Annotated in this window: 22 protein-coding genes; 14 read left to right on the top strand and 8 right to left on the bottom strand. The window is 63.6% G+C overall.

From position 1 onward, the window contains the following. Positions 1-12: 12 nt before the first annotated feature. The gene (locus AB4O23_RS14265; protein ID WP_017527050.1) at positions 13-1,185 is read right to left on the bottom strand and encodes an ABC transporter substrate-binding protein; all 1,173 of its coding nucleotides are present in this window, start codon (positions 1,183-1,185) and stop codon (positions 13-15) included. A 167-nt stretch (positions 1,186-1,352) separates the two neighbouring features. Here AB4O23_RS14265 and AB4O23_RS14270 point away from each other — a divergent pair, with 167 nt between their 5' ends. Beyond that, positions 1,353-2,615, top strand: coding sequence for a sensor histidine kinase (locus AB4O23_RS14270; RefSeq protein ID WP_065877771.1), 1,263 nt, complete (start codon positions 1,353-1,355; stop codon positions 2,613-2,615). Then, on the top strand, positions 2,612-3,238 hold the full coding sequence (locus AB4O23_RS14275; protein WP_017527052.1) for a response regulator transcription factor: 627 nt from the start codon (positions 2,612-2,614) through the stop codon (positions 3,236-3,238). The genes AB4O23_RS14270 and AB4O23_RS14275 overlap by 4 nt, the downstream gene beginning before the upstream one ends. 214 nt (positions 3,239-3,452) lie before the next feature. On the opposite strand, the gene AB4O23_RS14280 is transcribed toward AB4O23_RS14275, so the two are convergent. Both AB4O23_RS14280 and exaA read right to left on the bottom strand, forming a co-directional pair. Next, a complete protein-coding gene (locus tag AB4O23_RS14280; protein ID WP_065877542.1) occupies positions 3,453-4,100 on the bottom strand; it encodes a pentapeptide repeat-containing protein in 648 nt (215 codons plus the stop codon). A gap of 98 nt (positions 4,101-4,198) precedes the next feature. Further along, a complete protein-coding gene (gene exaA, locus AB4O23_RS14285; protein WP_083221592.1) occupies positions 4,199-6,103 on the bottom strand; it encodes a quinoprotein ethanol dehydrogenase in 1,905 nt (634 codons plus the stop codon). A 254-nt stretch (positions 6,104-6,357) separates the two neighbouring features. Between exaA and pedF the strand changes: the two genes are divergently transcribed. From pedF to AB4O23_RS14345, 12 genes are all read left to right on the top strand, one after another. Next, a complete protein-coding gene (gene pedF, locus AB4O23_RS14290; RefSeq protein WP_017527055.1) occupies positions 6,358-6,819 on the top strand; it encodes a cytochrome c-550 PedF in 462 nt (153 codons plus the stop codon). 3 nt (positions 6,820-6,822) lie between these two features. After that, positions 6,823-7,698 carry a substrate-binding periplasmic protein gene (locus AB4O23_RS14295; RefSeq protein ID WP_460150175.1) on the top strand — a complete coding sequence of 292 codons (876 nt, stop codon included), beginning with the start codon at positions 6,823-6,825 and terminating at the stop codon, positions 7,696-7,698. A 9-nt stretch (positions 7,699-7,707) separates the two neighbouring features. Beyond that, positions 7,708-8,457 carry a quinoprotein dehydrogenase-associated SoxYZ-like carrier gene (locus tag AB4O23_RS14300; RefSeq protein ID WP_460063681.1) on the top strand — a complete coding sequence of 250 codons (750 nt, stop codon included), beginning with the start codon at positions 7,708-7,710 and terminating at the stop codon, positions 8,455-8,457. 16 nt (positions 8,458-8,473) lie between these two features. Continuing rightward, positions 8,474-9,406, top strand: coding sequence for a quinoprotein relay system zinc metallohydrolase 1 (locus AB4O23_RS14305; RefSeq protein ID WP_065877535.1), 933 nt, complete (start codon positions 8,474-8,476; stop codon positions 9,404-9,406). Between the two features lie 115 nt (positions 9,407-9,521). After that, a complete protein-coding gene (locus tag AB4O23_RS14310; RefSeq protein ID WP_017527059.1) occupies positions 9,522-11,297 on the top strand; it encodes a PQQ-dependent methanol/ethanol family dehydrogenase in 1,776 nt (591 codons plus the stop codon). Between the two features lie 122 nt (positions 11,298-11,419). After that, a complete protein-coding gene (exaC, locus tag AB4O23_RS14315; protein WP_017527060.1) occupies positions 11,420-12,940 on the top strand; it encodes an acetaldehyde dehydrogenase ExaC in 1,521 nt (506 codons plus the stop codon). Between the two features lie 240 nt (positions 12,941-13,180). Further along, a complete protein-coding gene (pqqA, locus tag AB4O23_RS14320; protein WP_074750225.1) occupies positions 13,181-13,252 on the top strand; it encodes a pyrroloquinoline quinone precursor peptide PqqA in 72 nt (23 codons plus the stop codon). 103 nt (positions 13,253-13,355) lie between these two features. Further along, positions 13,356-14,519 carry an alcohol dehydrogenase-like regulatory protein ErcA gene (gene ercA, locus AB4O23_RS14325; RefSeq protein ID WP_017527061.1) on the top strand — a complete coding sequence of 388 codons (1,164 nt, stop codon included), beginning with the start codon at positions 13,356-13,358 and terminating at the stop codon, positions 14,517-14,519. Further along, positions 14,503-15,873, top strand: coding sequence for an ATP-binding response regulator (locus AB4O23_RS14330; protein WP_068937423.1), 1,371 nt, complete (start codon positions 14,503-14,505; stop codon positions 15,871-15,873). The genes ercA and AB4O23_RS14330 overlap by 17 nt, the downstream gene beginning before the upstream one ends. Before the next feature lie 77 nt (positions 15,874-15,950). Beyond that, positions 15,951-17,414, top strand: a complete 1,464-nt coding sequence (locus AB4O23_RS14335; protein WP_460063688.1) for a DASS family sodium-coupled anion symporter — start codon at positions 15,951-15,953, stop codon at positions 17,412-17,414. A 240-nt stretch (positions 17,415-17,654) separates the two neighbouring features. Continuing rightward, on the top strand, positions 17,655-19,298 hold the full coding sequence (locus AB4O23_RS14340) for an MFS transporter (RefSeq protein WP_017527064.1): 1,644 nt from the start codon (positions 17,655-17,657) through the stop codon (positions 19,296-19,298). Continuing rightward, positions 19,295-20,440 (top strand): HlyD family secretion protein, encoded by a 1,146-nt coding sequence (locus AB4O23_RS14345; protein ID WP_065877529.1) that lies wholly within the window; start codon positions 19,295-19,297, stop codon positions 20,438-20,440. The genes AB4O23_RS14340 and AB4O23_RS14345 overlap by 4 nt, the downstream gene beginning before the upstream one ends. A 20-nt stretch (positions 20,441-20,460) precedes the next feature. Here AB4O23_RS14345 and AB4O23_RS14350 read toward each other — a convergent pair whose 3' ends face one another. The 5 genes from AB4O23_RS14350 to AB4O23_RS14370 all read right to left on the bottom strand — a co-directional run bounded on the left by AB4O23_RS14350 (position 20,461) and on the right by AB4O23_RS14370 (position 25,220). Next, complete coding sequence (locus tag AB4O23_RS14350; RefSeq protein ID WP_068937425.1) at positions 20,461-21,360, bottom strand: aldose 1-epimerase; 900 nt, start codon at positions 21,358-21,360, stop codon at positions 20,461-20,463. 98 nt (positions 21,361-21,458) lie between these two features. Then, on the bottom strand, positions 21,459-22,739 hold the full coding sequence (locus tag AB4O23_RS14355) for a TRAP transporter large permease (RefSeq protein ID WP_017527067.1): 1,281 nt from the start codon (positions 22,737-22,739) through the stop codon (positions 21,459-21,461). 1 nt (position 22,740) lies between these two features. Continuing rightward, entirely contained in the window at positions 22,741-23,268 is a 528-nt protein-coding gene (locus tag AB4O23_RS14360) for a TRAP transporter small permease (RefSeq protein WP_017527068.1), read from the bottom strand. Positions 23,269-23,331: 63 nt separating this feature from the next. Beyond that, the gene (locus AB4O23_RS14365; protein ID WP_017527069.1) at positions 23,332-24,294 is read right to left on the bottom strand and encodes a TRAP transporter substrate-binding protein; all 963 of its coding nucleotides are present in this window, start codon (positions 24,292-24,294) and stop codon (positions 23,332-23,334) included. A 50-nt stretch (positions 24,295-24,344) separates the two neighbouring features. Then, a complete protein-coding gene (locus tag AB4O23_RS14370) occupies positions 24,345-25,220 on the bottom strand; it encodes an SMP-30/gluconolactonase/LRE family protein (protein WP_135196099.1) in 876 nt (291 codons plus the stop codon). Between the last annotated feature and the right edge of the window lie 18 nt (positions 25,221-25,238).

Below are 25,238 nucleotides of genomic sequence, written 5' to 3' on the forward strand. Positions count from 1 at the left end.
GTGGGGTGGCGATCAGGGATAGCGGCACGTCACCTCGGGCTTGTCATAGCCCAGGCTGTCCATTTCATTGGTGGGGTGCAGGAAGCCGTCCTGGGGTGAGGTGCTCACCAGGGCGCGCGGTTGCACGATAGGAATCGGCTGGCGCAACTGGCCGTTCCAGGGGCGATAGCTGAGCTTGCGACCCTTGAAACCGTCCAGCGGCAGCTGTTCGCTGATCGCCAGTTGGCGGATCGCCATGGGGTCGGCCTGGCGTAACCGGCTCACCGCACTGGCAACGCTGCGCACGGCCATCCAGGCGGCGAAGTCGCGGTCGTTCATCCAGCGCCCGGTCAGGGCCTCAAAGCGTTTTTGCAATTGGGCCGCGCCGTAGGTCTCGACGGTTTTGTGCCAGCCGGTCGGCGTGAGGCCCTGCGTACCGGCGACGGGGCGGGGGTACCAGGTTTGATAGGGGACGTACTCGCCGAAGTCGCCGCGCTCATCGGCCACCAGCACCACCTCGTATTCGGCGGTCTGGGTGAACAGCGGCATATCCGCCTGGGCGCTGCGGCGTTGGTCGTTATCGAAACGCCAGGCTTTTTCCGCCACCAGTTGCACGCCAAAACGCTTGGCGGCGCGGCGCAGGGCGGCGGCGTAGGCCTGGTCGTCTTCGGTGGGGCCGACGATCAGCAGCGCCTTTTGCCATTTGCGCAGCACCAAAAACTGCGCCAGCGCGTCGGCGAGCATCGCGCGGCTGGGCAGGGTATGCAGCACGTTGCCCAGGCAGTCGGTGCTGCGCAGGCTGTCATCGGGGCTGCCGGCGTTGAACAACAGGCTGTCGGGCAGGGCGGCGCTGAGTTGACGCAGGCTGGCGGTGGGCGCGTTCACCACGAACAGGCGCAGGCCCTGGTCATGTTGCACCTTGGCGGCGGCAAGCAGCGCCTCGGCCGTGTCCACCGTGGCGCTGGCCAGGCTGTAGCGTTGATTGAGAAAGGCGCCGGTGCTGTTGCTGTCGATGATCGCCAGTTCGGCGCCGCGTTGCCCGGCATCGGCGGGTTCGGTAATCACATTCGACAGCAGCGGCCCAGGGTCAGGTCGATAGCCCAGGTAGCCGAGCTGCACCTGCAACGGCGTCTGGGCAGCCTGGCCGGTGGTGGCCCAGGCGATCGCCATCAGGCAGACCACGGCATAAGGGGCGAGCTGGCGCATAAGGCACTCCATGACAGGTAGCGCCAGCATAGGAAGGCTTACGGTCGCTGCAAATATGCAGAAAGTACCGCCGAGCCAGTACCAAGGTAGTAGCCCCCCGCGCGTTGCGCGGTTTTAGCATGGAGCACCACGGGCCTATTCACAGGAGTGACACCAGCATGCGCGTCTTGTCGGCCTTGTGGCGGATCAACCTGTGGGTGTGCGGCTTCTTCGTGCTGGTCACCTGTGCCTGCACTGCGTTGTTGCTGCACCAGGCCCTGGCGGATGTGGAACGCGAGCTGCAATCGGCCGAAGCGGTGGTGCACTACCTGAGCGAGACCGCCGAACGCGACCCCGCCAGCCTGCAACCCAGGCTCACCGCCAGCCTGCGCCATGTGCGCGTGCACTGGCTCAAGCCTGGCGAGACCGCGCAGGCGCCCACGGCGCAGGGCCCGGATGCCTGGCTCGGGCGCCTGTTGTTCGTCGAGGCACGGCGCACGGCCCAAGTGCTGGACTTACCGGACGGTCGACGCGTGTCCATCGCGGTAGACCCACGGGATGAAATCGACGAAGTCTGGGACTCCCTGCAACAACTGTTGGGCCTGTGCGCCCTGGCGCTGGCGCTGAGCCTGTTGACCATCCGCTGGGCGGTGCGCCGTGGCATGGGCGTGCTCGATGAGCTGCTGCGCGCCCTGCAACAGGTGTGTGCCGGCCGGCTCAATGTGCGCCTGCGCAGCGAAGGCGCGCCGGAAGCGCGGCAATTGGCGCTGCACTTCAATCGCATGACCCACGCCCTGGAACAGGCCCGCACCGACAACACCCAACTCACCCAAACCTTGCTGGCGGTGCAGGAGCAGGAACGCACCCACCTGGCCCAGACCCTGCACGACGACCTTGGCCAATACCTGGCCGGTATCCGCGCCCAGGCGTGCCTGTTGCGCCTGGTGGCCGATCAGCCGCAAATGCTCACGCGCACCGTGGGGTTGCTGGAGGCGCATTGCGAGCATTTGCAGCAAGGTTTTCGCGCGCTGGTTCACGACCTGTACCCGGTGGCCCTGCAACATCTGCCGATGGCTGAGGCGTTCGCCATGCTGGTGACGCAGTGGCAGGCCAGCCATGGCATCCCGTGCCGGTTGCAGGTCAGTGCCGATCTGCCGGCGCTATCCGGCGCCAGCAAGACCCACCTGTATCGCCTTCTCCAGGAAGCCCTGACCAACATCCTGCGGCATGCCGACGCCAGCCAGGTGCGCGTGCGCCTGCAGCATCGCGGTTCACGCCTGCGCCTGTGGGTGCGCGATAACGGACGCGGCGCAGACACCCCCCAGCGGCCCGGCGTGGGCCTGCATTCGATGGCCGAACGCGCGCGCTGCCTGGGCGGCGAACTGAAGATCCTCAGCCACCCCGGCGCCGGTTGGGCGCTGGCGTTGAACATGCCATTGGAGGCCGGATGAATATTCTGTTGGTGGATGACCACGCCGTGGTGCGCCAGGGTTACGCCAGCCTGTTGCGCGCCGTGCTGCCGGCGGTCGAGGTACGCGAGGCCGCCAGTGGCGAAGAAGCGTTGAGCCGGGTGCAGGAAGCGGTGCCGCACCTAGTGATCATGGACTTCGGCCTGCCGGGCATCAGCGGCCTGGAAACCACCCGCCGCCTGCGCCAGCGCCTGCCGCAGCTGCGCGTGCTGTTTTTCAGCATGCACGACGAATTGCCACTGGTGCGCCAGGCCCTGGAGGCCGGGGCCTGGGGCTACCTGACCAAAAGCTCGGCGCCCGAAGTGTTGATCGAAGCGGTGCGGCGCATCCTCGACGGCCACGCCTACATCGAACAGGCCCTGGCCACCGAACTGGCCTATACCCCCAGCGATCAACGCCTGCAGGGCATGACCCCACGCGAGCTGGAAATCTTCCTGATGCTGGCCAAGGGCACCCCCACCCGTGCGATAGCCGACCGGCTCAATATCAGCAGCAAGACCGTGTCCAACCACCTGACCCTGCTCAAGAGCAAATTGCAGGTCAGTTCCCATGCTGAACTGGTGCATTTGGGAATCGACATGGGGGTGGTGCGGGTGGCTGGATAAGCGGGCCAGCGTGTTTGACGGGAGCCTGAGATCAAAAGCTCGGGCAACAGCAAAAGCAAAAGCCAGAGCTGAGGCTGGCTGAGCTCTATTTGATCGATGGAGATAAAACTGTGGGAGGGGGCTTGCTCCCGATAGCGGTGGGTCAGTTGACGTATCTGCAACTGATGTACGGCTATCGGGAGCAAGCCCCCTCTCACATTTGAATGGCGGTGTGCTAACGGTCCCAGGTGGTGGGGCAGTCCGTGCAGCCCTCCAGGTTGGCGTCCTGGAAGTTCGCGTAGTGCTGGCGACTGCCGGTGAGTGTCGCTTTTTCCAGGTTGCTCTCGCCAAACTTGGCTTCCTGCAAGTTCGCGTCACGCAGGTCTGCCCCTTGCAGGTCCGCCTTGCTCAACCAGGTCATTTCCAGATCCGCCGCACGCAGGTTGGCCTTGTGCATCTTCGCTCCCGACAGCCGTGCGAATTGCAGGTAGGCCGCGCTGAGGTTGGCGTTTTCAAACTGCGCGCCCTGGGCAAACAGGCCCCAACCCTGGATCGCCATCAGCGTGGCGCCGGTAAAGTCGGCCAGGCGCAGGTTGCTTTGTTGCAGGCTGGCGCGGGTGAGGTTGGCGCCTTGCAGTTGGGCTTTTTCCAGGTTGGCCAGGTCGAGCGTGGCGTGGCGCAGGTCCGCACCGCGCAGGTCGGCGCCGGCCAGGTTCATGTTGCCGAGGTTCTGGTTGCGCAGGTTGGCACCCTGCAGGTTGGCGCCGGGGCATTGGCTGTGTTCGGCGATGGTGCAGCCGTTGATGATCAGCGGGGCGTCGTCGCCATCATCGGCGTGGGCCAGGGGCAGGGCGAGCAGGAGTAACAAGGGTATGTAGTTCATCACGAGACCTCTGGGGATCCTGTAGCGAGCGAGCTTGTGGGGTGAGCGGGGCAAGCCCGTTCACCACAAAAAAGCGCGGCCCGGCATTGGCTGATGGGTTATTTCTGGGCGGTCTTGTTATCCCAACTCGGGATCTTGAACACCCAGAACGACCCACCCTGTGCCACCGGCTTGGTCAGCTCAGCCATGTCGCCGCCCCACAACGGCACCGCGCCGCCATAACCGACAGTCACGCCGATGTACTGCTCGCCATCCTGCTCCCAGGTGATCGGCGGCGAGACGATGCCGCTGCCGGTCTGGAACTTCCACAGCTCCTTGCCGGTTTTGGCGTCGAAGGCCTTGAAGAAACCGTCGCCGGTGCCGGTGAACACCAGGTTGCCCTTGGTCGCCAGCACGCCGGCCCACAATGGCAGGTGTTCCTTGTGCTCCCACACCACCTTGCCGGTGGTGGGGTTCATCGCCCGCAGGGTGCCGACGTGGTCGTCATACATGCGCTTGATGCGAAACCCCATGCCCAGGTACGCCGAGCCCTTCTTGTAGTTGACCTCTTCGGTCCAATATTCCTCTTTCCACTGGTTGCCCGGGATGTAGAACAGCCCGGTGTCCTGGCTGTAGGCCATGGGGTTCCAGTTCTTGCCCCCCAGGAACGGCGGCGAGACTTCCACCGGTTTGCCTTTGGTTTCGCCGGGCAATGGCTTGGCCGGGCGCTGGCCTTCGTTCTCGACCGGGCGGCCGGTCTTCAGGTCGATGTGGCTGGCCCAGGTGATGTTGTCCACGAACGGGAAGGCGTTCTGCAGCTTGCCGTTGTTGCGATCGACCACGTAGAAGAAACCGTTGCGGTCGGCGTGGCCGGTGGCCTTGACCACTTTGCCGTCCTTGCCCTTGTAGTCGAACAGCACCAGCTCGTTGTTGCCGGAGAAATCCCACGCGTCGTTGGGGGTGTGCTGGTAGAACCACTTCACTTCACCGGTGCTGGGGTCGACGCCGACCTGGCCGGAGGTGTAGAGGCTGTCGAAGTCGTGGGGGTTGCCGTCCTTGGCCGTCCGCGCCCAGGTGTTCCACGGGCCGGGGTTGCCGGCGCCGACGATGATGGTATTGGTCTCGGCATCGAAACTCGCGCTCTGCCAAGGTGCGCCGCCCCCGTGGCTCCAGGCTTCGACCTTGCCGGTTTCGGTGGTCGGGTCGTTCGGCCACGACGGTGCTTTCACGTCGCCGGTGGGCGTGCTGTCCTTGCCGTTCAGGCGACCCATGTGGCCCTCCACGAACGGGCGCATCCAGACTTCTTCGCCGGTGTCCGGGTCGCGCGCATACAGCTGGCCGACCACGCCGAATTCATCGCCGGAGCTGCCGTGGATCAGCAGTACTTTGCCGCTGACTTTGTCTTTGATCAGCACCGGGGCGCCGGTCATGGTGTAGCCGGCGGCGTGGTCGCCGAATTTTTTGTTCCACACCACTTTGCCGGTGTTTTTGTCGAGGGCGATCAGGCGCGCGTCGAGGGTGCCGAAGTAGATCTTGTCGCCGAAAATCGCCGCACCGCGGTTGACCACGTCACAGCACGGGCGAATGTTGTCGGGCAGGCGGTGGTTGTACGTCCACAGGCGCTTGCCGGTCTTGGCGTCGAGGGCAAATACGCGGGAATAGGACCCGGTGACGTAGACCACGCCGTCGTTGACGATGGCCTGGGACTCCTGGCCGCGCTGCTTCTCATCGCCGAACGAATAGGACCAGGCCGGGGTGAGCTTGAACACGTTCTTGTCGTTGACCTGCGCCAGCGGGCTCCAGCGCTGGGCGTTGGTGCCCATGCCGTATTGCAGCACGTCCTGGGTGGTCAGGTGGTCGTTGGCGATGTCTTCCCAGGTGACGTTGCGCGTCGGTTTTTGGGTAGAAGGGGCAGGCTCGGCGGCGGCAAAGCCGGTGGCACTCAACGACAGGCTGCCGACCAGCAGCAAGGCCTGCACGGCAAGGCTCAACGGTGAACGGGCGGGTAGCGATCTTATTGTCATGGTTGCAGTTCCCAGTGGAGGTTTTGGCCTGCACAGGGTGGAGCGCCGGGGCATTGGGCGGATACGGAAAAAGTCCCGCTGTGGCCGGGAAGACTTCCCGGACCGCCGCTGTTTTAGGCGTGCCCCTCAAGCCCTACTACCAAGGGAGGAGAGGCCGACCACCAAAGCAGCATACGGCCCATGCCCAGGGCTTTCTAAGATGGTTGCCATAGCCTCTGTAATGAGGTTTTGCGTGCAATTCTGAGGGCAAAATAATGACAACAAAACACAATGCCTGGCTCGTGGCTGGCCTGTTGGTGGGTGTGATCGGTGCCGGCTCCGCCTGGGCGCATGGCAACGTGGTTCCGCAAGCGGTGGAAACCAAGGGCCTGACCTCGATCAAAGACGCCGGTGTGCCGGTGGACGCCGACGGCTGGGCGGCGGTAAACCCGTATCGCACCTCGCCGGAACATGACAAAGCGGTGGAAATCGGTTCGTCCGCCTATAACCAGAACTGCGCTGCCTGCCACGGCCTGGAAGCCAAGTCCGGTGGTATCGCCCCCGACTTGCGCATGCTGGATGCGGGCGAGGCCGGTGATGAGTGGTTTGTGGAGCGCGTGCGCCACGGCGCGGTGCGCGACGGTCGGGTGTATATGCCGAAAATGGCCGATTACCTGAGCCAGGAGGCCTTGTGGGCGGTGCGTACCTACCTGGACTCCGTGCACGTCGAGGAGTAACCCATGCGCCTGTTCGCGTATGTGCTTGGCCTGGCCCTGCTGTGTTGCCAGACGGCACAGGCGCAGGTGCGCGGCTATGACCAGATGATCGCCGACGGTGAGATCAAGGTGGCGGTGTACAAGGACTTCGCCCCCTACAGCTTCCAGGAGGGCAGCTCCCCACGGGGTGTCGACGTGGAGCTGGCCCAGGCCCTGGCCAAGGCCCTCGGTGTGCAACTGACGCTGATCTGGGCGCCGACCGGCGAGAAACTCGACGACGACCTGCGCGACTACATCTGGCGCGGCAGCCCGTTGCACCACCAGCAACTGGCCGACCTGATGATGCGCGCGCCCTACGACCCTGCCTACGCACAAAAGCGCAACGACCAGGGCGAGTTGGAAAACGGCCACGTGGTGATGTTCGGGCCCTACCAGAACGAACAATGGCAGGTGGCGTATGACCGCCGACGCCTGGACAAGGTCGCCAGTGTGGCGGTGTTCGAGCAGCACCCGATTGGCGTCGAAGTCGACAGCGTGCCGTCGTTCTACCTCACCTCGGTATTCAACGGCATGCTCGCCGGCAAGACCCGTCACTACCCCGGCGTGCCCCAGGCGTTCGCGGCGATGAAGGCCGGCGAGGTCGACGCGGTGATGGCCATGCGCGGTGAAATCGACTGGCAGGTGCACGAGGCCCACGACCCGCAACTGGCCCTGGCGCAAAACGCTTACCCCAACATGGGCAAGCAGCGCTGGGAGATCGGCATGGCGGTGCACGAGAGCAATCGCCAGTTGGCCTATGCCGTGGAAGAGGCGCTGGAAGCGCTGATCCGCGATGGCTCGGTGCAGCGCATCTATAGCCACTACGGCCTGCAGTACGAAGTGCCCGACATGTACCAATAGGAGCAGGCGATGAACTGGCGACTGAGCTGCATATTGGCCTGCTGGCTGCCGTTGGCGGCGCACGCCGTGGAGGTCGACCCGGTGCCGTCGGTGATGTGGGCCTTCTACCACAAGCAGTTCCTGGCGGATGCGCCGTTTGTGTTCGACGAGCGGGTCAAGCTGCTGGCGCCGCCGTTCGCCGAGGATGCGCGCCAGGTGCCGCTGGAAATCGACGCCCGTGCGTTCAACGGCGAGGTGGTGAAGATCCTGGCCTGGGCCGAGCTGAACCCGCTGCCGAAGATTGTCGAGTTTGAACCCAAGGCCGGGGTGTTGCCGTGGCTGTCGATCCGTATTCGCATCGAACAGGCCACGCCGTTGCGCGCGGCGGTACTCACCACAGACGGGCTGTGGCACGTCGGCTCGACCCTGATCGACGCCGCCGGTGGTGGCTGCACCGCACCCAGCGTGGTGCGTAGCCAACCGGGGTGGGAGGAGCATATCGGCGAGGTGCTCGGCGGGCGTTACCCACGTGGCGAATTCAGCCGGGTGCGCGTGCAGGTGGCGCACCCGATGGACAACGGCATGGTCAGCGGCATCCCGGAATTTTTTCTCAACCATGCGCAATTGCGTGGCCGGGATGATCAGGTGCTGGCCGAACTGGAGCTGTTCCCGGCGGTCAGCGAAAACCCCAACCTGGCGTTCGATATCGACGCGCCAGGGCCCACCCGCCTGGTGCTGCGTGACAACAGCGGCAACGAATTCGACGCGGCCATCCCCTGACCAGAAGGAGCGCGGCATGCGCTGGATTCTCTTGTTGTGCCTGGGCCTGAGCCTGCCCGCCCTGGCAGACCTCGACTACGCCCTCAAACCCCGACTGATCGCCGACGACACCTGGCTGCTCGAAGGCAGCACCGACAACTTTGCCAAGGCCAATGGCGGCAATATCGTCAACACGGCGTTCATCGTCACCGAGGCCGGCGTGGTGGTGATCGACACTGGCCCGTCGCGGCGCTACGGCGAAGCCCTGCGCCAGGCCATTGCCAAGGTCACCGCCAAACCGGTGGTCCGGGTGCTGATTACCCATCATCACCCCGACCATGCGCTGGGCAACCAGGCGTTCAAGGACGTCCCCATCGGCGCGCTGGCCGACACCACGCAGTTACTGCACGAGCAGGGCGACAGCATGGCGCAGAACCTCTACCGCATGGTCGGCGACTGGATGCGCGGCACCGAAGTGGTGTTGCCCACCCAGGTGCTGGAGCCCGGTGTGCTCAGCGTGGACGGCCACGACCTGCGCCTGCTGGCACTCACCGGGCACACCGGCGCTGACCTGGCGATTCTCGACCAGAGTACCGGCGTGCTGTTTGCCGGTGACCTGGTGTTTTATCAGCGCGCCCTTACCACCCCCAACAGCCCTGGGCTGGCGGTGTGGCTGGCCGACCTCGACACCCTGCAAGCCTTGCCCTGGAGCCTGATCGTGCCCGGCCATGGCCCGGTGGCCAGCGATGCGCAGCCCTTCGCGCAGATGCGCGACTACCTCACCTGGCTCGATCAACTGCTGCGCGACGGCGCCGCCCAGGGCAGCGACATGGCCGAGATGATCCGCAGCCCCATCCCCGAGCGGTTCGCCGCGATCAGCCTGGGCCGCTATGAACTGATCCGCAGCGTCAGCCACCTGTACCCGCGCTACGAGCGCGCGCAGATGCAACGGGTGGATACCCGCTACTAAGGAACTAGCGATCTCGATACTGCGGTCAATTGTGACAATCGCCCCTGCGCCCAAGAATCTGCACCAGACCGGGAAAATTTCCCGGATATAACAAAAAACCGCAGAGGTAGCCGTCATGACCCAACCCGCACGTCGCCAACCCTTCGCCTTGAGTGTGTTGCTCGGTGCCATCCTGTTATCCGGCCAAACCATGGCGGCCGTGACCGACCAGGACATCCTCCAGGACCCGAAAACCCCCGGGCAGATCGTCACCAACGGCCTTGGCGTGCAGGGCCAGCGTTATAGCCCGCTCGATACGCTCAACGTGGACAACGTCAAGGAGCTGCGCCCGGTCTGGGCATTTTCGTTTGGTGGCGAGAAACAGCGCGGGCAGCAGGCGCAGCCGATGGTCAAGGACGGGGTCATGTACCTCACCGGTTCCTACTCGCGGGTGTTCGCGGTGGACGCGCGCACCGGCAAGAAGCTCTGGCAATACGATGCGCGCCTGCCCGATGACATCCGCCCCTGCTGTGACGTGATCAACCGTGGCGTGGCGCTGTATGGCGACCTGGTGTTCTTCGGCACCCTCGACGCCAAGCTGGTGGCCCTGAACAAAGACACCGGCAAAGTGGTGTGGAGCAAGAAAGTCGCCGACCACAAGGAAGGCTACTCGATCAGCGCCGCGCCGCTGGTGATCAACGGCAAACTGATCACCGGCGTGGCCGGGGGCGAGTTCGGTGTGGTGGGCAAGATCGAGGCCTACGACCCGAAAAACGGCGACCTGTTGTGGAGCCGTCCGACCGTCGAAGGCCATATGGGTTACGTCTACAAGGACGGCAAGGCCGTGGAAAACGGTATCTCCGGTGGCGAGGCGGGCAAGACCTGGCCCGGCGACCTGTGGAAGACCGGCGGCGCAGCACCGTGGCTGGGCGGCTACTACGACCCGGAAACCAACCTGCTGTTGTTCGGCACCGGCAACCCGGCGCCGTGGAACTCGCACCTGCGCCCTGGCGACAACCTCTATTCGTCGTCGCGCCTGGCGCTGAACCCGGACGACGGCACCATCAAGTGGCACTTTCAGAGCACGCCCCACGACGGTTGGGACTATGACGGCGTCAACGAGCTGATCTCCTTCAACTACACCGACGGCGGCAAGGAAATCAAAGCGGCGGCGACCGCTGACCGTAACGGCTTCTTCTATGTGCTCGACCGCACCAACGGCAAGTTCATCCGTGGCTTCCCGTTTGTCGACAAGATCACCTGGGCCACCGGCCTGGATAAGAACGGCCGGCCGATCTACAACGAAGCCAGCCGCCCCGGCGCGCCGGGCAGTGAAACCAAGGGCACCTCGGTGTTTGTCGCGCCGGCGTTCCTCGGCGCGAAGAACTGGATGCCGATGGCCTACAACCGCGACACCGGGCTGTTCTATGTGCCGTCCAACGAATGGGGCATGGATATCTGGAATGAAGGCATTGCCTACAAGAAAGGCGCGGCGTTCCTTGGCGCGGGTTTCACCATCAAGCCGCTGAACGAAGACTATATCGGCGTGCTGCGCGCCATCGACCCTAAAACCGGCAAGGAAGTCTGGCGCCACAAGAACTTCGCGCCGCTGTGGGGCGGGGTGCTCACCACCAAGGGCAACCTGGTGTTCACCGGCACGCCGGAAGGGTTCCTGCAGGCGTTCAACGCCAAGACCGGTGAGAAGGTCTGGGAATTCCAGACCGGTTCCGGCGTGCTCGGCTCGCCTGTGACCTGGGAAATGGACGGCGAACAGTACGTGTCGGTGCTCTCCGGCTGGGGCGGCGCGGTGCCGTTGTGGGGCGGCGAGGTGGCCAAGCGGGTCAAGGACTTCAACCAGGGCGGCATGCTCTGGACGTTCAAATTGCCTAAAGAGCTGGTCGCCAAGCACTAAATCTACGACCAAATAACAAGAGCCCCCCCTGCCAACGGCGCATTCGCCCGGCGGCGGGGGCTCTTTACTATCGGGTCATCGCCTGTTGACCGACAGGCCCGGACCCAGACAGAGGCTTCAACATGATCTACGCACAACCTGGTACCCCTGGCGCTATCGTCAGCTTCAAATCGCGCTACGGCAATTTCATCGGCGGCGAGTTCGTTGCGCCGCTCAGTGGTGAGTACTTCACCAATTCCTCGCCGGTCACCGGTGAAGTCATCGCCGAGTTCCCGCGTTCCAACGCCGCCGACATCGACAAGGCCCTGGATGCCGCGCACGCCGCCGCCGACGCCTGGGGCAAGACCTCGGCCCAGGACCGTTCCCTGGTGCTGCTGAAAATCGCCGACCGCATCGAGCAACACCTCGAAGTGCTGGCCGTGAGCGAGACCTGGGACAACGGCAAGGCCGTGCGCGAAACCCTCAACGCCGACGTACCCCTGGCTGCCGACCACTTCCGCTACTTCGCCGGTTGCATCCGCGCCCAGGAAGGCGGCGCCGCCGAGATCAACGAACTGACCACGGCCTATCATTTCCACGAGCCGCTGGGCGTGGTCGGGCAGATCATTCCGTGGAACTTCCCGCTGCTGATGGCCGCCTGGAAACTCGCCCCGGCCCTGGCCGCCGGTAACTGCATCGTGCTCAAGCCGGCCGAGCAGACGCCGCTGTCGATCATGGTGTTTGCCGAGCTGATCGCCGATCTGCTGCCACCGGGCGTGCTGAACATCGTGCAGGGCTTTGGCCGCGAGGCGGGAGAGGCGTTAGCCACCAGCAAGCGCATCGCCAAGATCGCCTTTACCGGCTCCACCCCGGTGGGCGCGCACATCATGCATTGCGCGGCCGAAAACATTATTCCGTCCACGGTGGAGCTGGGCGGCAAATCGCCGAACATCTTCTTTGAAGACATCATGAACGCCGAGCCTGCGTTCATTGAAAAAGCCGCCGAAGGCCTGGTGCTGGCATTTTTCAACCAGGGCGAAGTGTGCACCTGCCCGTCGCGGGCGCTGGTGCAGGAGTCGATCTACGAGCCGTTCATGGCCGAAGTGATGAAGAAGATCGTCAAGATCAAGCGCGGCAACCCGCTGGACACCGAGACCATGGTCGGCGCCCAGGCGTCCGAGCAGCAATACGACAAGATCCTCTCGTACCTCAAGATCGCCCAGGAAGAGGGCGCGGTGCTGCTCACCGGCGGCGCGGCCGAGCGTTTGGATGGCGACCTGGCCAGCGGGTATTACATCCAGCCGACGCTGCTCAAGGGCCACAACAAGATGCGCGTGTTCCAGGAGGAAATCTTCGGCCCAGTGGTGGGTGTGACCACCTTCAAGGACGAAGCCGAGGCCCTGGCGATTGCCAACGACAGCGAGTTCGGCCTGGGCGCCGGTTTGTGGACCCGCGACATCAACCGCGCCTATCGCATGGGCCGGGCGATCAAGGCCGGGCGTGTGTGGACCAACTGCTACCACCTGTACCCGGCGCACGCGGCATTTGGCGGGTACAAGAAATCGGGCGTGGGGCGTGAGAACCACAAGATGATGCTCGATCACTACCAGCAGACCAAGAACCTGCTGGTGAGCTACGACATCAATCCGCTGGGGTTCTTCTGACCCCCTGATTGCAACGCGGTCCCCTGTGGGAGGGGGCTTGCTCCCGATAGCAGTGGGTCAGTGACATGAATGTTGACTGACCCACCGCCATCGGGAGCAAGCCCCCTCCCACATTTTGTCCTGGGTACATTCGCGACTATTGCAGTGCATTCACTCCTTCGAAAGTAGCATTCGCACACCCATCCCCCCATGCATTAATGCCTCTACCGGAATCTTCCGGCATAACAAGAGGACTACCCCATGTGGACTAAACCGACCTACACCGACCTGCGTATCGGCTTTGAAGTGACCATGTACTTCGCCAGCCGCTGATCGCGGGCGCCGCACGGAGGATGCCTCTTTGGTCTGATTGCATTCGCGGCCGGATCGGTTAGTGTGGAGCGCATCTTCCAAAATAATAAAAACAGGCTTTCCAATGAGCCCCAACTTGAGCCTCCTGCGTAAATTCGTCTCGCCTGAAATCATCTTTGGCGCCGGCTGCCGGCATAACGTGGGCAATTACGCCAAGACCTTCGGCGCGCGCAAGGTGCTGGTGGTCAGCGACCCCGGCGTGATCGCCGCCGGCTGGGTGGCGGACGTGGAAGCCAGCCTGCAAGCCATCGGCATCGACTACTGCCTGTACAGCGCCGTGTCGCCCAACCCCCGCGTCGAAGAAGTGATGCAGGGCGCCGAGGTGTACCGCGAACACCATTGCGACGTGATCGTGGCCATCGGCGGCGGCAGCCCCATGGACTGCGCCAAGGCCATCGGCATTGTGGTCGCTCACGGGCGCAGCATCCTCGAATTCGAAGGGGTGGACACCATTCGCGTGCCCAGCCCGCCGCTGATTCTCATCCCCACCACCGCCGGTACGTCGGCGGATGTGTCGCAGTTCGTGATCATTTCCAACCAGCAGGAGCGCATGAAGTTCTCCATCGTCAGCAAGGCGGTGGTGCCGGATGTGTCGCTGATCGACCCGGAAACCACGGCCAGCATGGACCCGTTCCTGTCGGCCTGTACCGGTATCGATGCGCTGGTGCATGCCATCGAAGCGTTCGTGTCCACCGGCCATGGCCCATTGACCGACCCCCATGCGCTGGAAGCGATGCGCCTGATCAACGGCAACCTGGTGCAGATGATCGCCAACCCCAGCGACATTGCCCTGCGTGAAAAAATCATGCTCGGCAGCATGCAGGCGGGCCTGGCGTTTTCCAATGCGATTCTCGGCGCGGTACACGCCATGTCCCACAGCCTCGGCGGCTTCCTCGACCTGCCTCACGGGTTGTGTAACGCGGTGCTGGTGGAACATGTGGTGGCGTTCAACTACAACTCGGCGCCAGAGCGCTTCAAGGTGATCGCCGAGACCTTCGGCATCGACTGCCGGGGCCTTAACCATCGGCAGATCTGCGCGCGGCTGGTGGAGCACCTGATCGCGTTGAAGCACGCGATCGGCTTCCACGAAACCCTCGGCCTGCATGGGGTGCGCGTGGCGGATATTCCGTTCTTGTCCGAGCATGCGATGGACGACCCGTGCATCCTTACCAACCCACGTGAGTCGAGCCAGCGTGACGTCGAGGTCGTGTATGGCGAAGCGCTCTGACGACCAGCAGCGCGCCCTCGCCGGGCTGCTGGGGCTGGGCGACCAATCGGCGCGCAAGAGCCACTACCCGGAGCTGACGGCGCGGCTGGATGAGTTGGAGGACGAGCGCAGGCGCTACATCCGCCTGAACGACGAGCTGGAGCAGCGCGTGGCCGCGCGCACCGACGAGCTGCTGGAAGCCAACCACAACCTGCAACAGCAGATCGCCCAGCGCGAACAGGTCGAGCAAGCCCTGCGCGACGCCCGCGATGCCGCCCAGGCGGCCAACCGCAGCAAGGACAAATACCTCGCCGCCGCCAGCCATGACCTGCTGCAACCGCTCAATGCCGCGCGGCTGCTGATTGCCACGTTGCGTGAACGTAACCTGCCCAGCGTCGAGCAGGTGCTGGTGGAACGCACCCACCAGGCCCTGGAAGGCGCGGAAGATCTGCTCACCGACTTGCTCGACATTTCGCGGCTGGACCAAGCGGCGGTCAAGCCGGACGTGGCCCTGTATCGGCTGGATGAAGTGTTTGCGCCGCTGGTCTCGGAGTTTCAATCGGTGGCCCAGGCCGCCGGCCTCAACCTGCGGGTGCGCATGGGGCACTACGCGGTGCATACCGACCTGCGCCTGCTCACGCGGATCCTGCGTAATTTCCTCAGCAATGCCTGCCGCTACACCGATGAAGGCTGCATCCTGCTCGGCGCACGCCGCCGTGGTGATTACCTGCGCCTGGAGGTGTGGGACACCGGGCGCGGCATTGCGGCCGACCGGCTGGAGGCGATCTTCCTTGAGTTCAACCAACTGGACGTGGGCCGCGCCGCCGACCGCAAAGGGGTGGGGCTGGGCCTGGCGATTGTCGAGCGTATCGCCGAGGTGCTCGGTTATAGCATCGCCGTGCGTTCGTGGCCGGGGCGGGGCTCGCTGTTCAGCATCGAAGTGCCGCTGAGCGCCCAGATGCCAGCGGCGATCAGCCAGTTGCCGGTGCAACCGACCACGGGCAACCCGCTGCCGGGCCGGCGCTTGCTGGTGATCGATAACGAAACCAGCATCCTGGAGAGCATGCGTGCGTTGCTCGGCCAGTGGGGCTGCGAGGTCGTCATCGCCACCGACCAGGCCGGCGCGTTGCTGGCGTTGCAGGGCAGGGCGCCGGAGCTGATCCTGGCGGACTATCACCTGGACCACGGCGTACTGGGCTGCCAGGTGGTGCGGCAGTTGCGCGAGCATTTCGCGCAGAAGATCCCGGCGGTGATCATCACCGCGGACCGCACCGACCAGTGCCGCCGTGCGCTGCGGCGGTTGGATGCGCCGCTGTTGAACAAGCCGGTCAAACCTGGAAAGTTGCGGGCGGTGTTGAGTCAGTTATTGGGCTAGCCCCTTGACACCTGTCAACACGCGGCGCGGCGCTTTGCCTCATGCTCAAGGCTTGATTTAGAGCCCTGGAGCACCCCATGAGCGCGGCATCTTTCAAATTACCGTTGGGCCTGGTGGTCGCCGTACTGGTGATGACCGGTGTGCTGCTGTTGCCGCTGCCCGCCGACTTGCCGGTAGCGGGGCAGCGGATGCTGGCGATCCTCGCGTTTGCGGTGGTGGTGTGGATTACCGAAGCGGTGTCCTATGAGGCCAGCGCGATCATGATCACCTCGCTCATGGCGTTTTTGCTCGGTACCGCGCCGTCGCTGCAAGACCCCGCGCACCTGATCGGCAGCAGCCCGGCGATCAGCATGGCCCTCACCGGGTTTTCCAACCCGGCGCTGGCGCTGGTGGCGGGCGCGTTGTTTATCGCCGCCGCGATGACCCACACCGGCCTGGACCGGCGCATCGCCCTGGTTACCTTGAGCCGCGTCGGCACCAGCACCCGGCGCATTCTGCTGGGGGCGATTGCGGTGACTATTCTGCTCAGCCTGGTGGTGCCCAGCGCCACCGCACGCAGCGCCTGTGTGGTGCCGATCATGATGGGCGTGATCGCCGCGTTCGGCGTCGACAAACGCTCGAACATCGCCGCCGGGATCATGATCGTGGTGGCCCAGGGCACCAGCCTCTGGAACGTCGGCATCCAGACCGCCGCCGCGCAGAACCTGCTGACCGTGGGCTTCATGGACAAAATGCTCGGCCAGCGCGTGTCGTGGATCGACTGGCTGATCGCCGGTGCGCCGTGGGCGCTGATCATGTCGGCGGTGTTGCTGTTTCTGGTGCTCAAGTTGCTGCCTCCCGAAACCGACAGCATCCCCGGTGGCAAGGAGGCGGTGGCGCAGTCCCTGGTCGATATCGGCCCCATGACCGGCCCACAGAAACGCCTGCTGAGCGTGTCGCTGTTGCTGCTGCTGACCTGGGCGACGGAAGGGCGCCTGCACGCGTTCGACACCACCTCGACCACCTACGCCGGGTTGGTATTCCTGCTGTTGCCGGGTATCGGCGTGATGACCTGGAAGGACGTGCAGTCGCGGATTCCCTGGGGCACGGTGATTGTGTTCGGCGTGGGGATCAGCCTCGGTACGGCGTTGCTGACCACCCAGGCCGGGCAGTGGCTGGGTTCTGCCGTCGTGGCCCACACGGGGCTGGATCAGGTGGGGCCGTTGGGGGTGTTTGCGATTCTGGGGGCGTTTTTGATCGTGATTCACCTGGGGTTTGCCAGCGCCACGGCGTTGACCTCGGCGTTGCTGCCGATATTGATTGCGGTACTGCAGACCTTGCCGGGGGATTTCAGCCGGTTGGGGATGACCATGCTGTTGGGGTTTGTGATGAGCTACGGGTTTATCCTGCCGATCAATGCGCCGCAGAACATGGTGTGCTTGGGCACCGGCACGTTCACGGCGCGCCAGTTTGCCAAGGTGGGCATCCTGGTGACGCTGATCGGGTACGGGCTGATGCTGGTGTTTGCCGCGACCTACTGGAGTTGGCTCGGTTGGATCTGATTGCTCTTCTGAATGCACAAGAGATCTGAATGTGGGGCTTGCTCCCAATGAGGAAGTGTCAGTGGATGCATCTGTTGCTGACCCACTGCCGTCGGGAGCAAGCCCCCTCCCACATTTTTGACCGTGCCCGCTTCAGCCGTTAATTGCCCGCCAACATGACAAGATGAACTCCATTCAGGTTTACTACTCCCTGAATAACGCCCCCTGCGATCCCAACCGCCGGCTCATCCAGGTCATTGAATGGACAAATACACCCCCCACACCTGGGAACCCCACGAGCGCCCGAGCCTGCCGGGTTCGCCGTCGACACCGTTGCACCCCACGCACAAGCGTTGGCTGTTCGCACTGGTGGGCGTGCTGGTCGCCATCACCGGTGGCCTGGGTAACGCCCTGGTCATCGCCAACCTGCAATACCTGCAAGGCGCCCTCGGCGCGACCACGGCGGAAATGGCCTGGCTGCCCGCCGCTTATGTGATGACCAACGTTTGCATGAACCTGCTGCTGGTGAAGTTTCGCCAACAGTTCGGCCTGCGCGCGTTTACCGAGGTGTTCCTGGTGTTGTATGCGCTGGTGACCTTCGGCCATTTGTTCGTCAACGACCTCAGTTCAGCCATCGCGGTGCGTGCGGCGCATGGGATGGTGGGGGCGGCGCTGAGTTCGTTGGGTTTGTACTACATGATCCAGGCGTTCCCGGCGAAGTGGCGCTTGAAGTCGCTGGTGCTGGGCCTGGGCACGGCGCAACTGGCGTTGCCGCTGGCGCGGCTGTTCTCCGAAGACCTGCTGCAAATCGCCGAATGGCGGGGCCTGTACCTGTTCGAGCTGGGCCTGGCGCTGATCTGCCTCGGCTGCGTGTTCCTGCTCAAGCTGCCGCCTGGCGATCGTTTCAAGACCTTTGAAAAACTCGACTTTCTCACCTTCGCCATTCTCGCCAGCGGCGTCGCGCTGCTCTGCGCGGTGCTGTCCCTGGGGCGTATCGACTGGTGGCTGGAAGCGCCGTGGATCGGCGTCGCCTCGGCCTGTTCGCTGGTGTTGATCATGGCCGGCCTGGCCATCGAACATAACCGCGCCAACCCGATGTTGATGACCCGCTGGCTGGGCAGCGGCACCATGATTCGCCTGGCGCTGGCAGTGATCCTGATTCGCATGGTGCTGTCCGAGCAGTCCACCGGTGCGGTGGGCTTCATGCAGATGCTGAACATGAGTTACCAGCAGATGCACACCCTGTACGTGGTGATGCTGGCCGGGGCAATCAGCGGGTTGGTGGTCAGCGCGTTAACCATCAACCCGGCCCACTTGTTGATGCCGCTGGTGATTTCCCTGGCGCTGATGGCAACCGGCTCGGTAATGGACAGCTTTTCCAGCAACCTGACCCGCCCCGAGAATCTGTACGTCAGCCAGTTCCTGCTGGGCTTTGGCGGCACGTTCTTCCTGGGGCCGACCATGGTGCTGGGCACCAAAAACGTATTGGCCAACCCGCGCAACCTGGTGAGCTTTTCGGTGATGTTCGGCATTTGCCAGAACCTCGGCGGGCTGATTGGCGCAGCGTTGCTCGGCACCTTCCAGGTGGTGCGCGAGAAGTACCATTCCAGCATGATCGTCGAACACCTGAGCCTGATTGACCCGCGTGTGGCCGCACGGGTGCAGAGCGGCGGTTCGGCTTATGGCGGTCTTGTCGCCGACCCGGAACTGCGCAACCTCATGGGCATTCGCAGCCTGGCCACGGCGGCTACCCGTGAGGCAAACGTCATGGCTTACAACGATGTCTTTATGCTGATCGCGATTATCGCGATGCTGACCATGACCTGGATCTTTATCCGCAGTCTGTGGTTGATGAGCACCACCAAAACGGCCACTCCCGTTCAACCCAGCGGCGCGACTTCATGACCGAACCCACGACCACGACCACCAATGCCATCGCCTCCACCCCGGAAGGCACTACGCCGCCGGGCGCCACCGTTACCGAGCCGCGTTCGTTGCGGGTGCGCATACTCTCGTCCCTGGGCTTTGCCGCGATTGCCGTGGTGGGGGTGTTGATTGTGCTTTACGCCTGGCAGTTGCCGCCGTTCAGCAGCGCCGTGGAAACCACCGAAAACGCGCTGGTGCGCGGGCAGGTGACGATCATTGGTCCGCAGCTCAGTGGCTATGTATTTGAAGTGCCGGTGCAGGACTTTCAGTACGTCAAGGCCGGCGATTTGCTGGTGCGCCTGGACGACCGTATCTACAAGCAGCGCCTGGACCAGGCCCTGGCACAGTTGGCGGTGCAGAAGGCCGCCTTGGCCAATGTGGTGCAGCAACGTAACAGCGCCGAAGCGACCATCAAGCTGCGCCAGGCGGCATTGGCGGACAGCCAGGCCCAGGCGCGCAAAAGCACCGCCGACCTGCGCCGCAACGAAGAGCTGATCAGCGACGGGTCGGTGTCCCGGCGCGAGCTGGACGTGACCCGTGCCGCCCATGCGCAAACCCTCGCCGCCGTGACGCAAGCCCAGGCCAGCCTGGAAATTGCCCGGCAGGACCTGCAAACGGTGATCGTCAATCGCGGCTCCCTGGAAGCGGCGGTCGCGAGTGCCGATGCGGCGGTGGAGTTGGCGCGGATCGACCTGTCCAACACGCGCATTACCGCGCCGCGTGACGGTCAATTGGGGCAGATCGGTGTGCGCCTGGGGGCCTACGTCAATTCCGGCGCGCAGTTGATGGCGCTGGTGCCCAAGCAGTTGTGGGTGATCGCGAACATGAAAGAAACCCAGATGGACAACGTGCAGGTCGGCCAACCGGTGACCTTCACCGTGGATGCGCTGAACCACCGCAAATTCCACGGCACGGTGCAGCATATTTCCCCGGCCACCGGGTCCGAGTTCAGCCTGTTGCAGGCGGACAATGCCACCGGCAACTTTGTGAAGATCGCTCAGCGCGTGCCGGTGCGGATTATGGTGGATCCCGACCAGGTTGAGAGTGAGCGGCTGCGGCCGGGGTTGTCGGTGGTGGTGAGCATTGATACGGCGGGGCGCCTGAAAAACAGCCCGCCCTGACATCCCTGACACAACACAAATCAAAATGTGGGAGGGAGCAAGCCACCTCCCACAGTTGGAATGTATTTCAAGGTGAAATCGAGGTGGGTTGATTGGCCTTGCTCCAGCAGTTTCAGGCCCGGTTTGCCCGGCAGGTGATGAGCATTCACCGGATGACTCACCGGCTCGATGCAAAAGAACCCCAGCCCCGGCGGGCAGTACAGCAGGAAGTAATCGGCGCCGCTGGCCTGGCATTCCAGGGCGTAACCCAGCTCGGGCTGTTCAATGCGGCAATGCCCGTCCCACTGGCAAAAGCCGTTGTCCACGAGACCTTCGGGCAGCGCCTTCAATAGCTGAAAATCCCATTCGGGCGGCACTGGCGCCAAGCCTGTCGGCAACTTCGTGGTATCACTCAACCACACCTGTGCCGCCGAGGCCTGCAATCGTGTGTCCGGCCGGCGCGGGAAGTAGGGATGCAACCCCAGCCCGTGCCACGCGGCTTTTTCCGCCAGGTGGGTGACGCGCAATTCGATACTCAGCTCCCCATTGTTCAACCCAATCCGTTGCTCGGCGCGATAGGTAAACGGTGTCTCGCACCGCACCTCAAGCACCACTTCATTCGCCGTTTGGCTGACCACCTGCCACGCCTGCTGCCAGGCCGAGCCGTGAATCGGAAACGGATCGGTGGCGCTGTTGGGCGTCAGCACCAGCCAGCCGTCGGGATTGTCGAACCCTTCTTTTGCAATGCGGTTGGACCAGGGCGCCAAGGGGTAACAGCCCAGCTTGCCGGGCAGGCCGATGTTCAATGCCTGCTGGTCGTTATGCCGCAACAGCGGCTGGCCCGTGGCGCGTGCGGTCCAGTTGACGAGGCTGCCGCCGATGGCGGGGGCGAGGGTGAGGTGTGTGAGTTGATCGCTGATTTCGATGAGGTTTGAAGGCATGGTCTTTCGCCGGATGAAGGGGGACGGTGGCAGGGGCAAATTGTGGGAGGGAGCAAGCCCCCTCCCACATTTGATCTGCTTTGTGCTTGAGAGCGGGTTTACAGCACCACACTCGGCAGCCACAGCGACAAGGCCGGGATGTAGGTCACCGCTATCAGGATCAGGAACAGCACCGCGTAAAACGGCAGCAGCGCCTTCACGGTTTTCTCGATCGTGGTTTTGCCCACTGCCGCGCCGACGAACAGCACCGCGCCCACCGGCGGGGTGATCAGGCCGATGCCGAGGTTCACCAGCATGATCATGCCGAAGTGCACCGGGTCGACGCCGATACCCAGCACCACCGGCAACAGGATCGGCGTGAGGATCAGGATCAGCGGCGCCATGTCCATCACCGTGCCGAGCAACAGCAGCATGACGTTGATGCACATCAGGATCACGTAGCGGTTGTCCGACAGGGTCAGGAACAGCGTGGTGATCTTCGCCGGGATCTGCATCAGGGTCATGATGTAGCCGAAGCTGGCGGCGAAGGCGATCAGGATCATCACGATGGAAATGGTGCGCACCGTGCGGTGCATCAGCTTGGGCAGTTCGTTCCACTTATAGTCGCGGTAGATAAACATGGTCACGAAGAACGCCCACAACACGGCAATCGCGGCCGATTCAGTGGCGGTGAAGATCCCTGAGAGGATACCGCCCAGAATGATCACCATGGCCATCAGGCCCCAGAGTGCATCGGCGGCAATTTTCAGCGCCTGCTTGAGGGGGATGACTTCGCCTTTGGGGTAGTCGCGTTTCTTCGCGAAGATCAGGCACAGCACCATCAGGCACGCGCTCATCAACAGGCCCGGGACCACGCCGGCCATGAACAGCGAGGCGATGGACACCGTGCCGCCGGCCGCCAGGGAGTAGAGCACCGAGTTGTGGCTGGGCGGCGTCAACAGCGCCTGCACCGAGCCGCTGACGGTCACGGCGGTCGCGAACTCACGCGGGTAGCCACGCCGTTCCATTTCCGGGATCAGCACCGAGCCGACCGAGGCGGTATCCGCCACCGACGAGCCCGAGATGGCGCCAAAAAAGGTCGAGGCCACGATATTCACCAGGGACAGGCCACCGCGCACGAAGCCCACCAGCACCCCGGCAAACGCCACCAGGCGCCGCGACATGCCGCCCTCGGCCATGATCGCCCCGGCCAGCACAAAGAACGGGATCGCCATCAGCGAAAACTTGTTCACGCCGCCGGCCACCTGAATCATCAGGGCCTGGAAGGGGATGTCGATCCACCATGCGCCAATCAGCGCTGACAAGCCCAGGGCGTAGGCCACCGGCATGCCGATCAGGATCAAGGCGATAAAGCTGCCCAACAGAACTAAAGCATCCATTTCACGCAGCCCCTTCACTTTCTTCGACGAGGTCGAAGCGCACCACACGACGGTTGCTCTGGTCACCGAGCAGGAGTTTTTCCACCACAAAAATCAGCGTCAACACACCGCCGATAGGGATCGGCATGTAGGTGATGCCCACGCGCAGGGTGGGGATGGCACTCATGAATTGGTTCCAGGTGGACAGGCACAGCTTGGTGCCCCAAATGGCCATGAACAGACAGATGGTCGCCATCAGCAGTTGCGAGAAAATGCCGACGAGGCGGCGTTGTGCGGGCGGCAGGCGGTCAACGACCATGGCCACCGACATATGCGCGCCGGCGCGATAACTGGCGGCGGCACCGATAAAGGTGAACACCAGCATCAGCAGGATAGCGGTGGGTTCCGGCCAGCTTGCGCCGGTACCCAGGACGTAGCGGGCGAAGATGCCCCAGGGGATGATCAGGGCGACGCCGAGAACCGAAAGGCCGGCGACCCAGATACAGGTCATATAGATACGGTCGTTGATGCGCAGCAGTAAATTCTTCATGGCGTTCACCGTGACCGGGCGCGTCAGTACCCACCGCGCCGGGCCTTGTCAGAGAGGAGGGCGTTACTGCACGGCGTCGATACGCTTGATCAGGTCGGCGTAAGGCGCGCCGTACTTGGCCCGCACCGCTGCGGTGGCGTCGTAGAAGGGTTTTTTGTCGACGCTGATGAACTCGACGCCGGCATCCTTGAGTTTTTTCTCACTGCTGGCGGACTTGGCGTCCCACAGCGTGCGCTCATCGGCCTGGGCGGCCTTGGCGGCTTTTTTCACCATGTCTTGCTGGGCGGGGGTGAGTTTGTTCCAGGTGATTTTAGACATCACGATGGGTTCGGGCAGGATCAGGTGTTCGGTGAGGGTGTAGTACTTGGCGTTCTGGTAGTGGTTGTGCTCGAGCATGGTCGGCGGGTTGTTCTCCGCGCCGTCGATGACCCCGGTCTGCAAGGCGCTGAAGATCTCGCCGGTGTCCATGGCGATGCCATTGGCGCCCATCGCGTTGAAGGCTTCGATGAAGATCGGGTTGCCCTGCACGCGAATCTTCATGCCCTTGAGGTCTTCGATTTTGCGCACCGGTTTCTTGGTGTAGAGGTTGCGCGTGCCGCCGTCCATCCAGGCCAGGGCCACCAGGCCGAATTCGGAGTTGGTGATTTTGGCGAGGATTTCGTCACCGATCTCGCCGTCGATGATCTTGCGCATGTGCGCCTGGTCACGGAATACGAACGGCAGGTTGAACACATTCACATCGGGCACCACCGGCCCGACAATGCCGAGGCTGACGCGGGTCATTTGCACGGCGCCGACCTGGGCCTGTTCGACCACCTCTTTTTCGGAACCGAGCACACCACCAGGGAAGTACTTGAAGGTCAGTTCGCCGTTGGTTTCCTTCGTCAGTGCCTTGCCCATGTTCTCTTCGGCAACCACGGTGGGGTAGCCGGCGGGGTGGATATCGGCAAATTTGATTTCCAGCGCGTGGGCGGCGCTGCTGAGGGTGAAGACTGCGGCGGCGAGCAAGGTGCGTTTGAAGTCCATGGGTGTGTCTCCTGTGTTGTTATTTTTTTATTCAAGGCACAGCGATGCAGCTAGAGGGTGAAGGTGGGCTCCGGCAATCCGGTGACGCCGGGGTTGAGGGCGAACACGCCGCCGGACAATGACTCTTCACTTTGGTCGTCACGGATCGAGGTGACGAACAGGGTGTCCAGGCGACTGCCGCCAAAGGCACACATGGTGGGTTTTTTCACCGGCACGCTGAGGGAGCGATCCAGCCGGCCGTCAGGGGTGAAACGGTGGATCAACCCGGCGTCGTTGGCGCAGATCCAATAGCAGCCGTCGGCGTCCACCGCGGCGCCGTCGGGGCGGCCAGGGTGGTTATGCATGTCCACGAACACGCGGCGATTGGACGGCGTGCCGGTGTCGATGTCGTAGTCAAAAGCCCAGATCTGTTGCACCAGCGGGTGCGAATCCGAGGCGTACATCGTGCGGCCATCGGGGCTGAAGGCCAGGCCGTTGAGGGTGATGAAGCCATCCAGTTGGGCGTGGGGTGCTGAGCCTGACGCATAGCGGTAGAGGATGCCCTCGGCGGCATTTTTGCCCATGTTCAAGACCATGCTGCCGGCCCAGAAGCGGCCCTGGCGATCGCAGCGGCCGTCGTTCAGGCGCATGTCTTCACGCGGGTGCTCGACGCTGGCCAAAGCCACGGTGTCGAGGCTGCCGTCGTTGTGCGGGGTGAGTTGGAAAAAACCGGTTTGCATGCCGGCGACCCACTTACCCGCCTCGGTGCGGGCGATGCAGGCCAGCATCTGCGGGGCTTTCCACGCGGCGAGGTGGCCGCTGTCGGCGCTCCAGCGTTGCAGGCGACCATTGGGGATGTCCACCCAGTACAACGCGTTTTCCTCTGGCACCCACACCGGGCATTCGCCCACGGCGTTGCGGGCATCGACGATCAATTCAGCAGTCATGGCAACGCATTCCCTTGG

The sequence above is a fragment of the Pseudomonas sp. H2_A10 genome (assembly GCF_054680085.1).

What these genes read in the sequence shown, in the direction of transcription:
- AB4O23_RS14265 (WP_017527050.1), bottom strand. Translation starts at nt 1,185, where the DNA reads ATGCGCCAGCTCGCCCCTTATGCCGTGGTCTGCCTGATGGCGATCGCC.
- AB4O23_RS14275 (WP_017527052.1), top strand. Translation starts at nt 2,612, where the DNA reads ATGAATATTCTGTTGGTGGATGACCACGCCGTGGTGCGCCAGGGTTAC.
- AB4O23_RS14280 (WP_065877542.1), bottom strand. Translation starts at nt 4,100, where the DNA reads ATGAACTACATACCCTTGTTACTCCTGCTCGCCCTGCCCCTGGCCCAC.
- exaA (WP_083221592.1), bottom strand. Translation starts at nt 6,103, where the DNA reads ATGACAATAAGATCGCTACCCGCCCGTTCACCGTTGAGCCTTGCCGTG.
- pedF (WP_017527055.1), top strand. Translation starts at nt 6,358, where the DNA reads ATGACAACAAAACACAATGCCTGGCTCGTGGCTGGCCTGTTGGTGGGT.
- AB4O23_RS14295 (WP_460150175.1), top strand. Translation starts at nt 6,823, where the DNA reads ATGCGCCTGTTCGCGTATGTGCTTGGCCTGGCCCTGCTGTGTTGCCAG.
- AB4O23_RS14300 (WP_460063681.1), top strand. Translation starts at nt 7,708, where the DNA reads ATGAACTGGCGACTGAGCTGCATATTGGCCTGCTGGCTGCCGTTGGCG.
- AB4O23_RS14305 (WP_065877535.1), top strand. Translation starts at nt 8,474, where the DNA reads ATGCGCTGGATTCTCTTGTTGTGCCTGGGCCTGAGCCTGCCCGCCCTG.
- AB4O23_RS14310 (WP_017527059.1), top strand. Translation starts at nt 9,522, where the DNA reads ATGACCCAACCCGCACGTCGCCAACCCTTCGCCTTGAGTGTGTTGCTC.
- exaC (WP_017527060.1), top strand. Translation starts at nt 11,420, where the DNA reads ATGATCTACGCACAACCTGGTACCCCTGGCGCTATCGTCAGCTTCAAA.
- ercA (WP_017527061.1), top strand. Translation starts at nt 13,356, where the DNA reads ATGAGCCCCAACTTGAGCCTCCTGCGTAAATTCGTCTCGCCTGAAATC.
- AB4O23_RS14330 (WP_068937423.1), top strand. Translation starts at nt 14,503, where the DNA reads ATGGCGAAGCGCTCTGACGACCAGCAGCGCGCCCTCGCCGGGCTGCTG.
- AB4O23_RS14335 (WP_460063688.1), top strand. Translation starts at nt 15,951, where the DNA reads ATGAGCGCGGCATCTTTCAAATTACCGTTGGGCCTGGTGGTCGCCGTA.
- AB4O23_RS14340 (WP_017527064.1), top strand. Translation starts at nt 17,655, where the DNA reads ATGGACAAATACACCCCCCACACCTGGGAACCCCACGAGCGCCCGAGC.
- AB4O23_RS14345 (WP_065877529.1), top strand. Translation starts at nt 19,295, where the DNA reads ATGACCGAACCCACGACCACGACCACCAATGCCATCGCCTCCACCCCG.
- AB4O23_RS14350 (WP_068937425.1), bottom strand. Translation starts at nt 21,360, where the DNA reads ATGCCTTCAAACCTCATCGAAATCAGCGATCAACTCACACACCTCACC.
- AB4O23_RS14355 (WP_017527067.1), bottom strand. Translation starts at nt 22,739, where the DNA reads ATGGATGCTTTAGTTCTGTTGGGCAGCTTTATCGCCTTGATCCTGATC.
- AB4O23_RS14360 (WP_017527068.1), bottom strand. Translation starts at nt 23,268, where the DNA reads ATGAAGAATTTACTGCTGCGCATCAACGACCGTATCTATATGACCTGT.
- AB4O23_RS14365 (WP_017527069.1), bottom strand. Translation starts at nt 24,294, where the DNA reads ATGGACTTCAAACGCACCTTGCTCGCCGCCGCAGTCTTCACCCTCAGC.
- AB4O23_RS14370 (WP_135196099.1), bottom strand. Translation starts at nt 25,220, where the DNA reads ATGACTGCTGAATTGATCGTCGATGCCCGCAACGCCGTGGGCGAATGC.